Consider the following 14,998-nt stretch of genomic DNA (forward strand, 5'->3'; position numbering starts at 1 on the left):
TTATGACCTGCTGCGAAATCTCAATAAATGGCTGCGAAGAAAAATATCAGCGCTCTATCCTCTCCAGTGGCTGCGAGTGCTGCAGCCATCATCGGTCGATTTCTCCTGCTTGGTACGGGGGCTTTGACCGGAATTTTGCTGCCACTCACTATGAAGCAAGAGTCCGTGGGCTTGTTTTTTTTATGCCAGTCCATAATAGCAGCGCTTGCCACTTTGGGTCAGTTAGGTTTAAGCATTACAGCTCCAGCTATTATCTCCAGAGCTATGGGTGATAAAGACACTGCCAGGATAAAGCAAACTTTACGGCGCACCTTAATCATTGGATGCTCAGCGGCAAGCCTGTTCGCGTTTACTTTTTGGATAACACTTACAGTACTGGAAAACCTGTTGCACTCTGAGTTGGTAGGCGCTCTGCAGAAATTAGCGCCACTTATCTCAATCAGCATGATGCTAGCCGCCACGGTAACTTTACTATCCGAGCAACACCGGGTTTTAGGACACTTTGTTCAGGCGAGCTTCCTGGTGGTTGGCGCTGGTGTCGCCAGTGCTGCTACCGTCATTATTGCCTGGCAGTCAAAAATAACACTTTCACTGGACACCCTTCTCTTCTCGGGAGTTCTTGGTGTTTTATGTACCGCATTGCTGGGTGGATACTCCCTGTGGCGCTGGCATAATAGTCATGATGGGGAAACCAAAGAAGCTATAGGTTATTCCGAAATACTATGGCAAACCATACCTAACCTTACTACTACAAGCGTGCTATTTATCGTAGCTCAAGCAGACTTGTGGATCATTGCTTTCTTTGGCAGCACCGCTGATGTGGCAATCTATGGCCTGGCATCACGGCTTGCTGCCTTGGTGCTAATTCCCCTGGCAGTAATCAATACAGTCATCGCACCATCAATTGGGCGCCTGTGGGTTCGACGGAAAAAACGTTACTTGCAAAAAGTGATGGGTATCGGTGCGGGCGCAGCAACGGGAATGGCAATCACGGGCTATCTATTATTTGCCGTTTTAGGTCAACTCATTATTGCGATAGCTTGGCCTGAGGAGTATTCAGAAGCTTACTTTATATTTATCATTCTCGGTTTCGCTCAAGTTATTCAGACCTTTGCGGGAACCGCCGGCATGGTTTTGGTCATGCTGCAAAAACAACATATCGCAATGCGGATCTCTATTGTCAGCGGTGTATTGATGATCGCCGGAGGAAGTGTGGCGTTCATATATTTCGGCATAATTGGATTAGCGATCGTTTATAGCTCGGGCAGCATTATCCAGTCCACCCTGATGATCCATTATGTAAATCGTATATTCAACTTGAAAACCACCGCAAGCTTTAAATCAATATTTAAATTCAGCCAATCCTATTTTCACTAAGAGAATCTCCATGGAAGATAAAATGACGACATTACCGAAAGTCACTATTGTCATCCCCACGTACAATACTGCTCGATATTTGCTGGATGCCATTGATAGCGTCAAAAAACAAACTTATCAAAATGTCGAACTGATTGTGGTTGATGATGGATCAACAGATGACACTCCGAATCTGCTGATGAATCATCCTATGCAGTTCTCGCATTTCAGACAAGAAAATGCAGGGCAAAGCGCTGCCATGAATTTTGGATGGAAACAAAGCTCCGGTGATTTGTTGGGCTATCTAAGTGCTGACGACAGATTACATCCTAATGCAATCGAGACGATAGTTTCGCGAATGGCGTTGTCACCTGAAGCAGTATTGGCATACCCGGACTTTTGCGTGATCGACGAAGACTCAAACTATGTTAGGACCATTACAGCCCCCGAATACTCTGAAAACCTGCTCATTGCCAATTTCCAATGTTTGCCTGGTCCGGGTGCGCTATTCAAACGGACAACATGGGCGCTAGTGGGTGACTGGAATACTGGGTTAAGAAACATTCCGGACATGGACTTTTTTCTACGTTTTTGTCAACACGGCCCATTCATCCGCGTCCCGGAGGCGCTGGCAGATTTCCGCATTCACTCTGGGTCGACTACCTATAATCCCTCCAGCGCTCAACGATCAGATGAGCCAGTTACCGTTATTAAAGATTTTTATAATACGAATGGTTTACCCAAAAGGTTTCATCGCTGGAAAAAAAGGGCGATGGCAAACGCCTATCTGCTTTCAGGATTCATGCACGGTTTCTCCGGCCGTTACCTCATCAGTTTAAAGCAGATGTTTCGGGCCGCAACACTAAGCCCTTCATCAATATTTTCTCGCAAGATGATCAGCTACGTAATCGGTATTTATAAATCCGCATCGGTAAAAAAATGAACGGAATCTCAGAAGGCTATTTAGATAATAAAGCGACAACAAAATGGATTGTCGCCACAGTGACTTTACTTAGCATATGGGCAGGTTTCTATTACCCAGGCATGATCGCTTTATTTGCAACCTATTGCACGCTGAGCATTGCCATAATATACGCCACGATTACAAACCGACCAAAAAGCTACTTCATATTTTTTCTATTTTCTTTTTTGACTTTAGGTTGCTGGGCAAAAATCACTTTACATTTGCTCACTGGAAACAATTTCATTGAGCCTATAGGAGGTTTTGATGAATCGCCAGCTGCATGGGACAACGCCATTGTAGTATTGATCACAGCATTTAGCGCCCTGCTTATCTGTTACTTCATTGTCGTGGCCGGCTTGAAAAAAAGAAAAGAACTAGAAACCAATATAAACACAAAGCACTTATCAACACTCTTGGGCATGGCAATCATCTTCACAATTGCCTCTCTAATTTTCAACTATTACTATTCGATCATCAAAGTTGGATACGAACCAACTTTAAAGCTGCATAGTTATATCTACGTAGTCTTTTCCTTCATGGTCGCCTGGGGCAACTCTATTGCTCTTTTTACCTTGGCTTACTGGTTGGTAAAAAACGGCAAATTAACCCCCAACATGCTTTTTTATATCGTCATTATTGAGGGTGCACTGACATCAATTTCGATGGGCAGTCGTGCACAAATGATCCTTCATGTTTCGGTCCCTTTTATTGCTTACCTGATACAAGGGAAAAAATTAGAGTGGAACATATCAAAAATTGGCTGGATAAAGATTTTTTCGACGACCGCTTTATTGTTTGCATTTTCGATAATTTCCGTATCAGTTGACCGCCTTTCTTCGTTTGCAAAGGCAGTACCCTATACAGAAAAAACCATCGTGACAGAAAATCTGGAAAAATCCGAGAGCAATTCCACGTCCGCGACAGGAAATCTGGAAAAGCCTGGGAACAACTCCACGTCCGCGACAGGAAGTCTGGAAGAGTCCGGGAATAATTCCACGTCCACGACAGGAAATCTGGAAAAGTCTGGGAGTAACTCCACGTTCGCGACAGAACATCCGGAAGAATCCGGGAGCAATTCCACGTCGTTGGAACTACCCGAAAAAGCTTTAACACACGACGTCACCCCAGAACCGTACGTCGCCCCATATCAACTATCACCCGAACTGAAGTTCAAACAAATAGCAAACGAATTGAGCAAGCTAATCGTAGACCGATGGATTGGCGCTGAAGGAGTTTTAGCAGTAACAAGCGAACATCGCCTGGATTTAGATCTTTTCATGAGAGGTTTAAAAGAAGATCCAGCACAAGGCACACAAGCAATATACCAGCGAATATCTAATGCACAGTATGAAAGATCAGAAAATTTTACATTCATGACAATCCCTGGCCCTATAGCAGTACTGTATTACAGCGGCAATTATCTCGTGCTTTTTGCTGGCATGGCTCTATTATTTTTCTTGGGTTATAGCATCGAGCTTGCCGCCAAGCGATTACTAAATAATGCAATGACAAGTGCTACCATTGGCGTTGCAATGGCATACTTAATAGTGCAAATTAATTTCCCCAGAGCATTTCTATTTTTCGTGATTGAGATAACCGCTTTTCTTATGGGATTAATCGTACTGAGATGGATGCTAAATAAACAAAAGCAACCCATCAACCTTTCACATTAACAACCACTCTAATTATCCTGAGTAAAACCTTCAAAATAATCGACCATATTAGTTACAATTACATGCCAACTATAATGGTCGATCACAAACGACTTTAGTCGCTGCCCTTTAAGCGTCAAATCGTCGATCTCTGAAAACATGATCTGAAGCCCTCTACTGATACCAGCGGCTGTCGGCTCTACTACGCTTCCCCCGTTGATCGTCTGCACTTCGTCAAAGCCACATGTACTTGTCAGTAATACCGGCAAACCTGTAATCCCTGCTTCCAGAGCAACAAGTGACATAGCTTCCGATCTAGAGGGAATGACTAGCATCAATGCATGTTGATAAGCTTCATTTCGCTGGGCCTCATTGAGAAATCCAATAAAATGAATCTGATGAGCTATTTCATGACCAATCAAAGAGGCTTCAAGCTCGGCTTGCATTCCAAAGTCTGGCCCGGCAAGCACTAAAGGATAATGGTGAGCTGCCGTTGTGGAGAGATAGGCTTTAATAAGCAAGTCAGGGCCTTTGACAGGGGCAAGCCTACCCATAAATAAAATATACGGCTGTTCAGGCAGATACTGCAGTGTACGCTTTGGAGTTAACGCGGGCTCCGCCACCCCATTCGGAAATACCGGGATACTATCTGGTAAAAAGCCTGTAACTTCTGCAATTAGTATCCGTTCTAACTGAGTAATTGCAATAAACCCCGACGCCCTTTTTATAAGCGATTTACCAAGCAACAAATGAAACAGCTTCATAACTGGGCGAGGCTTTCCGATGGAAGCAAATTCACCCGCGGGGCAAAGCACATAAGGAGTCCGCGCGATCCAGGCGAAGAAGCCGGTAATAATGCTCAGCAAATTCCAATAGCCCATGATATGGATAATGTCAGCAGACTTCACCGCTTTCCACAGACGTATAAAATTGACCAATGGGATTGGAAGGCGGTGACCAATTTTTCCAGTAATGTAGGTTTTAACACCTCGACTATTAAATTCTGATTGCCAGGAATCACCAGACATCGCGATGACTTGACAACGACAGCCTTTATCCGTAAGGGTATTGGCTAAATGTCTCGTGCGCTCCGCTGTTCCCCCTCCACGTTGTGCATCAAGAGAAATATTGACCAATAAAACATTCATACCGTTGCCCTCAAGTGACTCAAGTAACCTTTAAGGCGATTGGTGAACAGTGCAGAATCAGACAATCCAAGTTGCAACAATCGATCTTCATGAAAGCGGCGCATTGGATCGGTATTACTAATCCCCCTGGCATTTAATACCAAACGCAGTACTCGCGGGGGAAGGTAAGGTATATGCAATGCTGCAGTACGGTTAAATACTTCCAGCAAACAATCCTGGAGATAAGCGAAATTATTATCAGCGTCGGCGTCTTCAGTCACGACAATAATTTCCCCCTGAATTATTGGTGCCGCAGTTGTAATAAACAATAAAACTTCGACTACTTTTTCAACACTGACCAAATGCATTCGCCGCGCACCGTACAATGAACGGCGTAATGCGAGTTTCCAGCCGGGGGCACTCGAAACTTCATTTACGAATGAAACAACATTTAATCCACCGATACCAAATACCGCGCCAAGGCGCAAAATCAAGGCTTCGAAATGCTCGGCATTGACAGCGCTCACAAGCTTCTCAGCAGCTGCATGCTCACGCTCATAAGGCGTGATAGGCACGATCTGTGACGCAGAAGTACAAATGCCGTCTTGGCTTGCTCCAAAAACGTCAATACTTGAAACATGGATATAACGTTTAACACGTGCATTACCGCAAGCGTGCAAAATATTCTTGATCGCAGACAAGAACCATCCGGTGCCGTCTGGCCGCAGCAGGTTCAAAACGATGCTGCCGCAATTCAAAATCTTCTCTAACGACGCGCTATCATCCAAGTCAAAATGTCGAACCTGTATAGGCGACTCTGTTAACCAATGTGGTTCGTTTCGATGGACCGCGAAAATAATTTCGAACTCTTTGCTGCAATCAACTAAAGAATTGAGTAAATGCTGACCAACAAAGCCGGTTCCGCCTATCACCACGATACGCTGCTCAATGGTAGCGTGAACTTCGCACTCAGTATCACTTATCTCAAGATTCAAGATGACTCACTCCTTAAATGCACACACAATTCAAGCCCTAGTATTCGAACCAACGCCATCAAAAACATAAAACAGCTTAAAAAACATATAATACATCTATTCAGCACGCCTTCTCAGCCCGCCATGAATCCAAGATTTTTTTCAGTTAAAATCCGTAATATAACCGGCTTAATGATCAAGACGCCGCTGTTCGTAAATCCAATCCACTATCTCTCCTTGAGGGGTGTATCCATGGACTGTTTCTCTCAGTAATTGTCGAACGAGGGAGTAATCATCCTCCTCAATCGCCGCAAGCAGATGCGTCAGTTTGACCTTGAGGACTTCCCAGGCCAAATAATCCTCGTGAGCACTCATGATCATCGGGTGTTGCGTTGCAACTACGTTGTCACCAATCAGCAGTTCTTCGTAGAGTTTTTCTCCTGGGCGTAACCCAGTAAACTCAATGGAGATATCACCGTGTGGATTTTTTTCTGAACGAACACTTAAACCTGACAGATGAATCATTCTCTCTGCCAACTCAACAATTTTTACCGGTTCGCCCATATCCAGCACGAAAACATCACCCCCCATCCCCATAGAGCCCGCCTGAATAACCAGCTGCGCCGCCTCTGGAATGGTCATGAAGTAACGAGTGATTTTAGGATGAGTAACTGTGAGCGGGCCGCCTGATTGTATTTGCTTGTGAAATAATGGTATTACCGAGCCGGAAGAACCTAAAACGTTTCCAAAACGGACCATCGTAAATCGGGTTCGATTGACTCTAGATATGCTTGCAGTGTCACCAAATAGTACCGGTGCTGGCTCCTTGCTGAGAGCTTGAAGCGTCAGCTCGGCAAGACGCTTAGTGCTACCCATGACATTTGTAGGTCGAACAGCTTTATCCGTCGAAATCAATACAAAGTTAGCCACGCCTGCCTGGATTGCGGCTTGGGCCGTATTAAGTGTACCCATTACATTATTGAGTACACCCTCGGCAATATTATGTTCGACCATCGGAACGTGTTTATAAGCCGCCGCGTGATAGACGGTCGCTACGTGCCATGTTGACATCACATCTAAAATTTTAGCCTTATCACGAACCGACCCAAGGATCGGAAGAATTTTCGTAGACAACGACTCCCGAACAATTCGTTGCTCAAGCTCCGATAAAATACTATAGAGATTAAACTCACTATGTTCGAGCAATAAGAGGACCGCGGGTTGCAATGACAATATCTGTCGGCATAACTCAGAACCTATAGACCCACCAGCCCCGGTAACAAGTACGACCTGTTGCTTGATGCAATGTTCGAGTAATTCATGTTGGGCAGCAACTGCATCACGCCCCAATAAGTCGGCGATATCTACTTCTTGGATATCATCGACTTTTACGCGTCCGCTAGCCAAATCCATGAAACCCGGGACAGTGCGAACATGAAGGGGATATCCCTCCAGAAAACCAAGTATTTCTCGACGACGCCCACGAGATGTGGATGGTATCGCTAATAATATTTCCTGCGCACCAGTAGCTTCAATCATCTCCAGGATATGCTTTGGTTTATAAACCTTCAGGCCAGAAATAACTCGACTGGCAATACTTCTATCGTCATCGATAAAAGCGACCGGACGCATGGCTCGTCCCATACGCAAAGCTGCCACAAGCTGATTTCCGGCAGCACCAGCTCCATAAATGGCCACCTTAGGTAATCCGTTATCCCGGTTGGTGAAAGGAACATGTTGAGCTGCGGAAAACCAATCACCAAGGAAATATTGACGCATGAACAGTCGAAGACCACAGATCATGATCACGCTTAGCCACCAATAATTAAAAATTATTGACCGTGGTACAATATTCTGATGATTACTATACCAATACACGACAACGCCAAGAATTAACGATGACAAACTTACCGCTTTGACGATCGCAATAAGGGCATCATTACCAAAATAGCGCATGACTGCGCGATACATTCCAAATTGAAAGAAAAGTGGAATGGCTACAAACGGCGCACTCAAAAAAAGCCAGAGATGCTGAGTGAGCGGGTTGACCATCTCATCGATGCCTAATCGGACAACAAATGCCATCCACAGGGCTAGCCACACCAACGCGACATCAGCAGCAACCTGGATCAGTCGTTTACTGCGGCGCGGAAGACCTAATAACAAAGCCCGGAATCTTTCCATAACCCCTTCGAACGCTCCAACCACACCTGTTTTTATGACGCTTTGAATGCGCTCATTCCCGTACGGCTGCCATTTTACACCAGTAAGAGTCGAACATCTGGGCCTGGTCTGAATTTTTCTTTCTCTCCCGTATGAAATACCATAGCCAGGACGACCAATGGAAGATAAGCAATTATATGGCCCAAGCTGCCATATCGCTGACTTGACCTGAATGCACCAAGATATGATTCCATTGCTTATCCTACTAAAAGATTGCACGACTCATTTTAATAAGTTCGGGTCGAGTACCAGCCAGAGTCACAACCTTAAGCATTCAACTGCCCCTTAATGAAATCCGGTTTCAACAGGAGTTCTTTGATACCAGACACATCCAGAAGGCCGAAGGGAAAAACAAAACAATTAATCTATTTTCCCTCCTTTAAACAGCCTCGAAAAGCACTACAACTCTACCAAGACAAAAGACGAGTAATTAAATATTAGATTTTAGCCCCAGGGGATACAATAGAACACGGACCACATCAATCTTTGACGTATAACGCTCACTCAGTGCCCCACGAACAAACCACCCTTTTCACAACTTTACCATCAGGGTAGTTTGGTCTCCCTGTAGCGACCGTTGCTTACAAGCTTTCAACATCAAATTATTTATAAAGCCCAAAAATATAAAGATACCAGTAGAGTCCGCATACACGAATTAAACGTTTCTCATGCACACCAGGAGCACCAAGATCTCTCAAACCATAAAAGCACTGAAAAACAACTGACAATACTCACGTAATACACCGCAACTAAAAACATTACGGACGCACAAACCAAAAATCCGTCACTAAACTTATTACGACCTCAGACAAATAGAAAGCCATGAATTATCCACACCCAGAAAAACATCACTGAGCTACCAACCGAACACTCATCTCTTTATAATTTACTTGGCTGACGTCCGTGACACCTTCCTGATCCTAAGCAATAGCCAAAACAATAGAGGCCCCAACACCATCCCTGCCAAGAGTGACAGCACTACAATTACCGACACAGGCAATGCAGGCCCTGCCCACCCAAGAAACACCATCGAAATGGCTTGTTGATTTTCCAGGACGAACACCAAGACCACTAAAATCAATAGCAAGAACAAAACCGCAAGAATTACGCGTTTAATATTAGGCATCAGTAACAACCCAAACTCCGTTTACTATCACGACACTTCCTCCTCATCCTCATTCACCCGATCACGTAACTCCTTGCCGGGCTTGAAATGCGGAACGAACTTGCCATCGAGGCTGACTGACTGACCGGTTTTCGGATTGCGCCCCACGCGCGGCGCGCGATAGTGCAGTGAGAAACTGCCGAAGCCACGGATCTCGATGCGATCGCCGGTGGCCAGGCATTGGGACATTTGCTCAAGCATGGTCTTGATGGCCAGCTCCACATCCTTTGATGAGAGCAGTCCTTGATGGGTGACAATTCGTTCGATCAACTCCGACTTCGTCATATTTTTCCCTTCTTTTTCAAGCAGCTAGATCAGCGCTTCAAAGGTTTTAGCACGCCCGGAAGATTTTGAACAGCCCATTGCATTTACCGCATTTTCTCCCTGCATGAGCGCCCGATACAGAAGCGTCCGCGCCCCGGCACCCAGCTCACCTACAGATAACCAACATGGTCCGTGTCAACAAACCCGCAGGATTGAAGCCAAAGAAGTATTCGTCTTCATCCTTGGCATCGTCGGACCTTGCCACCACCTTGTAACCTGCCCCCCTACATTCCCTGTCAGCTCGCTTTTGACACCTATCCCACCCCGACCCCAGCCCCGAGCAATCGATCTCGACGCCACTGACCCCGCGTACCGCATGGGTCCTTGCATTAGTCGTACAACCCGCCAATGTCAGTACAGCAATCACGACAATGAGCCTTTTCATTCACATCCTTATGCCAGACGCCTCGCCTGACCGTCGTTCGCCTTCAGGCATAAGACTAGCTGCAAATAAACGATTGATCCGATTAAAGAAAGAGACAACCTGAAGAGCCTTGGGTTTCTGCAATCCCCCCCTGCGAGCCAATATCCTGTTCAACCCAGGTAAAATCCAGGCACAAAAAAGGGCGACCGAAGTGGTAGCCACGGGAGCGTCTGTAGCTACTGGCTTGTAGCGCAAGCTCTGGATTGCTTCGTTCTCGTCTTCAACGTGTTTCGACTTGCCCGGGATCTGTGAAACATCGATACCGGAGCGTTCCCGGATGTCGGTGCGCCTCACCCCAGGCAACACGGCTTGGACCTTGACCCCAGAGCCATCGAGTTCAGCATTCAACGATTGGGGCAGGTTCAATACACAGGCCTTGCTCGCGCTGCAGGTGGCGTTGAAGCGCTCGAAAAATAAACGCAACTGAAGCAATGTTGGGAGCCTGTAACGCAATTGCACCCAAATCACATCGTCACGAAATCGAGCGCATCAGGGCGCCCTCTCTTTCCAAAAAAGGCTGGATCGGCTACTCCACACACCTGCCTGCTCGATGCCGAGAGCGGTAGTGATTCTTACTCTTGCCGTTTGGCAACAAATGATGGAAGATATCAAAAAGCCATCATCTATAATCTTTCAAATCTACATGACGGTAATTTCCTGGAAATTTTGTGCGTCTGTCGATTAAAATTTGAGCGCACAATGAACATCAAAGCAAATGCAGTAGCTAGCTTCCAACAAGAATCAACTGAGGTAAAAGAGTTCCTCCGTAGCATTTGGAATCAAAGGGCTATTGTCTTATTGTTTACTGGACTCACTGTCACCGCCGCCATCGTCTACGTTATCTGGGCCCCTGCGGAATACCAAGTTGAAACGTACATCCGACCGGTCGCCCTGGCCGACCTGGATGAATTGAATGAGTCTGGGCTATACAACATCCTTCCAAAAGACGCACTGACAAATGTCGGCGCCGCTATGCAATCTTATGATATTCGACTGAAGTTTTTCAAAGCCAACCCCCAGTATCTCGCGCCTTTACAGGAGCCGGGAAAATCCATTGAAGAAACTTTCGATAACTTTAACAAAAAAGCATTTTCACTTTATAAAGTTGATCCCAAAAAAAGCAATAGCCTATTCGAAGAAATTGAATTCAGCCTTAACTATCCGCAAGGAGTAGATGGTGTAGGCATCGTAAAAGATTTTACGAGTTACGTCGTGAGAGGCGAAAAAGAAAAAGTGGCTTCAAACTTGAAAACGCTGATTGCCAACCGGACAGCTCAGATAGAAAAAAAGTTGCTCGCCAAAACAGCCGCGTATGAAGCGGAGAAAGACTCGAAGATCGCCGGTTTGCTCGAAAAAGATCAACTCAAGAAAGAAATGCTTCAAGACGAATTGAAAGCACTCCGTCAACAGTTGCAAAGCCGCCGTCAAAATCGCATCAAGGAGCTTGATGAAGCCATCGTCATTGCCAAAAATCTCGGCATTCTCAAGCCCACTACGCCGTCGGCGCTAGGCGAGGGCGAGCAGGCACGCCAAGGCAATATGATCCGCACCGAAGTGAACAACCAGAAAATACCACTGTACTTTTTGGGGCAGTCTGCACTTGAAGCAGAGCGCGCCACCCTGGTAGCCCGTCGCTCTGATGATTTTACTGAACCACGCGTTGATGACATTCAGAAAGAACTCAGCCTGCTGGCTACCAACCGCGAAGCAACGATCCTGAAGGAACGAGATAAACCTGAGCTATTCCTCAAGGACTTCGCAGACATTCGTGGCGAATTGACACACCTCAAGCAACTGAAAGTCGACTTCGATCAATTTGACCTGGTGAAGATTGATAAGGATCCAGCAGAACCTCAAGCCCCGATAAAACCAAAGAAAGCCTTGATCGTAGGGTTTTCCTTGATCTTTGGAGTGATGCTCGGCTTAGGTGTCGCCATCATTCGCCGCAGCTTGCTTTCACTCCGCTCGACTCATCGCCAAGGCTAGGGGCTATTTGTAGTCTTCAAGCAGCCGGGACTGGAAAGGCTCCCGGCTTTGGGGGCCGCCCTCGTTCAAATGATCATCGTTTCAGCGGCGACTACTTCGTATAAACATTACTACTCAGCCAAACGTTTACACTTTCAACGCTTTCTTCGGACAACTTTCCCGCCCAGCGATTCAGAATGAAAAGATTGGTGATGAAGTCATACTGCGTCTTCAGCAAATTGCGGCGTGCCTCGAATTCGTTTTGTACCGCGCTCAACACATCAAAGGCATTTACCACGCCATAGGTGAACGCTTTTTCTGCTGCAATGCGTGATTGCTCAGCCGAGGCCAGAGCATTGCGATTGGCGCGAATTTTTTCCACGCTTGAGTCGGCGTTCAAATATGCACTCGTCGTTTCCTTGACCACTTGACGACGAGTTGCAACCAGTTGCTGCTCAGCTGTCAGTTGGTCTTGATACAACTGCCTTACCCGCGCGGACGTTGAGCCGCCGCTGTAGATCGGGATCTGCACCCCGACGCCGGCCACATAGCTATCAGTCTGCGGCGCCAACGAATTGTTGTAACCCTCGTTGGTCTGCTGTGCGCTCAGATTCAGATTGACCGTAGGGTAATGACCGCCCTTGCCGGCACGCAAAGCCGCCTCGGCAGCTTCCTGCGCACTCTCACTGGCCTTGATCGACGGATTTGCTGTGATTGCCAGGTCCACCCAACTTTCCAGGCTATCGGTCGAAACCTTCAACTCGACATCATTGCGCACCCGACTCAGCTTCTCCTTGACTGGACGGCCGATGATTTCCGACAGCGCCACGCGGCTCAGACTGGCCTGGTTACGCGCATCGACTTCTTGAGCGGCGAGAACATCGACTCGAGACTTGAGGTCCAGTACATCAGTGATCATCGCCAACTGTTTACTGTATAGCGCACTGACCCTGTCGAGGTTCTTCTGAGTAGCCTTGCGTTCGGCCTGCACCAATTCAAGTTCATCATCGGCAGCCAATGCAGCAAAATAACGCTGCGCAAGATCAACGGTGGCTTCCGCCTGAGCCTCTCTGGACTCGGAGTCTGCTTGTTTGGACAGGCTCTTGAAGTGCTGGTAATTTTCCCAGGCAGCCTTGTTGTATAACGGTTGAGTCAACCCCACCGTATAATTGCGACTGTCGTATGCCTGATCGACCTGAAGATTGTTCTGCTTGATACGGTTGAAGCCTGCGTTCGCAGTCAAAGAAGGCAACAGGCTGCCAAACGCCTGGTTTTCCTGTTCGACACCCGATTGGGCCTTGGAGTAAGAAGCGATTACCCGAGGATCTTCAAGACGCGATTCGCGGTACAACTGCATCAAGTCGACTGAGTAGTCCTGCTTGCTGATAGTGCTGGGGCGCAGCGTGACACCAGAGGGTTCGGCTAACTCAGGTTCGATGGCGTGGGCAGGCAATGCCAGTGATCCCAAAATCAGACAGGGAAACAGACGCACGATCATTCCTCGATCATCGACTGGGCGATGACGTTACGTGCCGGCTGCATCAGGTATTGCAGCATGGTGCGCTCTCCGGTGTTGATGAACACATCTGCCGGCATTCCCGCCAACAGCTTGCGATCACCCAGTTTTTGCGCGCCAGCCTGGGTCACGCTTACCCTGGCTAAATAGTAAGGGGCACTGGTTTTCTCGTTGACCAGGCGATCACCGGAAATACTCGTTACACGTCCCTCGATGACCGGTGTCGTGGCACTATTGAAAGCGCTGAAGCGGATGTCCGCCACCTTCCCGATAGCAATTCGATCAATGTCATTGGGCGAAACCTGGGCCTCCACGACCAGATCGGAAACAGAAGGCACGATATCCAGCAAGGGGGTCGCGGCGCGTACAACGCCACCAATGGTGTGAACCGTCATCCCAATGATCATCCCGTCGTCCGGAGCGCGGATAACCACCCTGCCCAGACGGTCTTCCAATGCCGAAGTTTTTTCCTGCAGGTCATAGGCTTTGGTTTGAGTCTCTGCCAACTGTTTGGCTACATCAGCGCTAAAGTCCTTGTCGATTTGAAGGATCTGGAGCTGCGTTTCGTTGATCTGCAACCTGGTCTTGATATTGGTCGAGCGGTGATCGGCCACTTCAGACTTGAGCAAATCAAGTTTGCGCGCCTGTTCCAGCATGCGCTGCTTGTCGACGAAACCCTGGGCCAGCAACTCTTTCAGTTCGGCAATTTCGCCGCTGTAGGATTCCTGCAGGTTGGTCTTGGTTCCGATCATGGCGTCGGTTCCATTGATTTGCTGGTTCAACTGCCGGATACGCTCTTGCAGTACCGAGATTTGCCCCTGTCGAGAAGTGCGCCGCGCGTTGAAGACTTGCGTCTCACCGTAGCGCGCCTCAACACTACGCTGACTGTCGAATTCGGCGGCGTTGGGGAACGCGATGGCCGACAGGTTATCGCGCTCCGCGAGTAAGCGCGCTTCCATGGTCTTGGCGGCAATCAACTGGCTGCGGGTCATCTCATATTCGGAGCGCAACTGTGCGTCATCCAGGACGATGACCGGGTCACCCTTGTTCACGATATCGCCGTCATGGGCAAGCAGATCCTTGACAATACCGCCCTCCAGATGCTGCACCGTCTTGCGATAAGTCTGTACGGTCACGACACCTGGCGCGTAAGCAGCGCCATCAAGCGGCGCGAACGCCGCCCAACCGCCAAACAGGCCAAATGTCACAAACACGATGAGCAATCCTGTCCGGCGTATCGAACCGTCGGACATGGGTAGATCCGCGAAAGTATCGCAGAGAGGAGTGAACGTGGGATTCATCGATAGC

Annotated in this window: 12 protein-coding genes and 2 pseudogenes; 4 read left to right on the top strand and 10 right to left on the bottom strand. The window is 47.6% G+C overall.

Features of this window, described 5'->3' with window-relative positions; genetic code table 11:
• The first annotated feature begins 27 nt into the window (after positions 1-27).
• The 3 genes from AC3ITY_RS24615 to AC3ITY_RS24625 are packed head-to-tail and all read left to right on the top strand — an operon-like array spanning position 28 to position 3,993.
• Positions 28-1,377: a lipopolysaccharide biosynthesis protein gene (locus AC3ITY_RS24615; protein WP_489305525.1), complete on the top strand. Its 1,350-nt coding sequence runs from the start codon at positions 28-30 to the stop codon at positions 1,375-1,377.
• A gap of 10 nt (positions 1,378-1,387) precedes the next feature.
• Positions 1,388-2,299, top strand: a complete 912-nt coding sequence (locus AC3ITY_RS24620) for a glycosyltransferase (protein ID WP_489305526.1) — start codon at positions 1,388-1,390, stop codon at positions 2,297-2,299.
• Positions 2,296-3,993, top strand: coding sequence for a hypothetical protein (locus tag AC3ITY_RS24625; RefSeq protein ID WP_489305527.1), 1,698 nt, complete (start codon positions 2,296-2,298; stop codon positions 3,991-3,993). Before AC3ITY_RS24620 ends, AC3ITY_RS24625 begins: the two co-directional genes overlap by 4 nt.
• A gap of 8 nt (positions 3,994-4,001) precedes the next feature.
• On the opposite strand, the gene AC3ITY_RS24630 is transcribed toward AC3ITY_RS24625, so the two are convergent.
• The 8 genes and pseudogenes from AC3ITY_RS24630 to AC3ITY_RS24665 all read right to left on the bottom strand — a co-directional run.
• Positions 4,002-5,120: a glycosyltransferase gene (locus AC3ITY_RS24630; RefSeq protein ID WP_489305528.1), complete on the bottom strand. Its 1,119-nt coding sequence runs from the start codon at positions 5,118-5,120 to the stop codon at positions 4,002-4,004.
• A complete protein-coding gene (locus AC3ITY_RS24635) occupies positions 5,117-6,094 on the bottom strand; it encodes an NAD-dependent epimerase/dehydratase family protein (RefSeq protein ID WP_489305530.1) in 978 nt (325 codons plus the stop codon). Before AC3ITY_RS24635 ends, AC3ITY_RS24630 begins: the two co-directional genes overlap by 4 nt.
• Positions 6,095-6,262: 168 nt before the next feature.
• The gene (locus tag AC3ITY_RS24640) at positions 6,263-8,257 is read right to left on the bottom strand and encodes a polysaccharide biosynthesis protein (protein ID WP_489305532.1); all 1,995 of its coding nucleotides are present in this window, start codon (positions 8,255-8,257) and stop codon (positions 6,263-6,265) included.
• Between the two features lie 193 nt (positions 8,258-8,450).
• Positions 8,451-8,570, bottom strand: a pseudogene (locus tag AC3ITY_RS24645) (UDP-N-acetylglucosamine 2-epimerase (non-hydrolyzing)); the annotation flags it as partial.
• A 612-nt stretch (positions 8,571-9,182) separates the two neighbouring features.
• The gene (locus AC3ITY_RS24650) at positions 9,183-9,422 is read right to left on the bottom strand and encodes a DUF1049 domain-containing protein (protein ID WP_489305533.1); all 240 of its coding nucleotides are present in this window, start codon (positions 9,420-9,422) and stop codon (positions 9,183-9,185) included.
• Positions 9,423-9,449: 27 nt separating this feature from the next.
• Complete coding sequence (ihfB, locus tag AC3ITY_RS24655) at positions 9,450-9,746, bottom strand: integration host factor subunit beta (protein WP_108215432.1); 297 nt, start codon at positions 9,744-9,746, stop codon at positions 9,450-9,452.
• 145 nt (positions 9,747-9,891) lie between these two features.
• On the bottom strand, positions 9,892-10,170 hold the full coding sequence (locus AC3ITY_RS24660; RefSeq protein ID WP_489305535.1) for a hypothetical protein: 279 nt from the start codon (positions 10,168-10,170) through the stop codon (positions 9,892-9,894).
• Between the two features lie 279 nt (positions 10,171-10,449).
• Positions 10,450-10,626 (bottom strand): annotated as a pseudogene (locus AC3ITY_RS24665) (SDR family NAD(P)-dependent oxidoreductase); the annotation flags it as partial.
• Positions 10,627-10,908: 282 nt separating this feature from the next.
• Between AC3ITY_RS24665 and AC3ITY_RS24670 the strand changes: the two are divergent.
• On the top strand, positions 10,909-12,195 hold the full coding sequence (locus AC3ITY_RS24670; RefSeq protein ID WP_489305536.1) for a GNVR domain-containing protein: 1,287 nt from the start codon (positions 10,909-10,911) through the stop codon (positions 12,193-12,195).
• A gap of 91 nt (positions 12,196-12,286) precedes the next feature.
• On the opposite strand, the gene AC3ITY_RS24675 is transcribed toward AC3ITY_RS24670, so the two are convergent.
• Together AC3ITY_RS24675 and AC3ITY_RS24680 are read right to left on the bottom strand one after the other, a co-directional pair.
• The gene (locus AC3ITY_RS24675; protein WP_489305538.1) at positions 12,287-13,672 is read right to left on the bottom strand and encodes a TolC family outer membrane protein; all 1,386 of its coding nucleotides are present in this window, start codon (positions 13,670-13,672) and stop codon (positions 12,287-12,289) included.
• On the bottom strand, positions 13,669-14,991 hold the full coding sequence (locus AC3ITY_RS24680) for an HlyD family type I secretion periplasmic adaptor subunit (protein ID WP_489305539.1): 1,323 nt from the start codon (positions 14,989-14,991) through the stop codon (positions 13,669-13,671). Before AC3ITY_RS24680 ends, AC3ITY_RS24675 begins: the two co-directional genes overlap by 4 nt.
• Positions 14,992-14,998 lie beyond the last annotated feature (7 nt).

The sequence above is a fragment of the Pseudomonas sp. GL_091 genome (assembly GCF_057837725.1).

Coding starts and splice junctions, on each gene's coding strand:
- AC3ITY_RS24640 (WP_489305532.1), bottom strand. CDS start 8,257: ATGGAAAGATTCCGGGCTTTGTTATTAGGTCTTCCGCGCCGCAGTAAA.
- AC3ITY_RS24660 (WP_489305535.1), bottom strand. CDS start 10,170: ATGAAAAGGCTCATTGTCGTGATTGCTGTACTGACATTGGCGGGTTGT.
- AC3ITY_RS24615 (WP_489305525.1), top strand. CDS start 28: ATGGCTGCGAAGAAAAATATCAGCGCTCTATCCTCTCCAGTGGCTGCG.
- AC3ITY_RS24675 (WP_489305538.1), bottom strand. CDS start 13,672: ATGATCGTGCGTCTGTTTCCCTGTCTGATTTTGGGATCACTGGCATTG.
- AC3ITY_RS24625 (WP_489305527.1), top strand. CDS start 2,296: ATGAACGGAATCTCAGAAGGCTATTTAGATAATAAAGCGACAACAAAA.
- AC3ITY_RS24670 (WP_489305536.1), top strand. CDS start 10,909: ATGAACATCAAAGCAAATGCAGTAGCTAGCTTCCAACAAGAATCAACT.
- ihfB (WP_108215432.1), bottom strand. CDS start 9,746: ATGACGAAGTCGGAGTTGATCGAACGAATTGTCACCCATCAAGGACTG.
- AC3ITY_RS24650 (WP_489305533.1), bottom strand. CDS start 9,422: ATGCCTAATATTAAACGCGTAATTCTTGCGGTTTTGTTCTTGCTATTG.
- AC3ITY_RS24680 (WP_489305539.1), bottom strand. CDS start 14,991: ATGAATCCCACGTTCACTCCTCTCTGCGATACTTTCGCGGATCTACCC.
- AC3ITY_RS24620 (WP_489305526.1), top strand. CDS start 1,388: ATGGAAGATAAAATGACGACATTACCGAAAGTCACTATTGTCATCCCC.
- AC3ITY_RS24630 (WP_489305528.1), bottom strand. CDS start 5,120: ATGAATGTTTTATTGGTCAATATTTCTCTTGATGCACAACGTGGAGGG.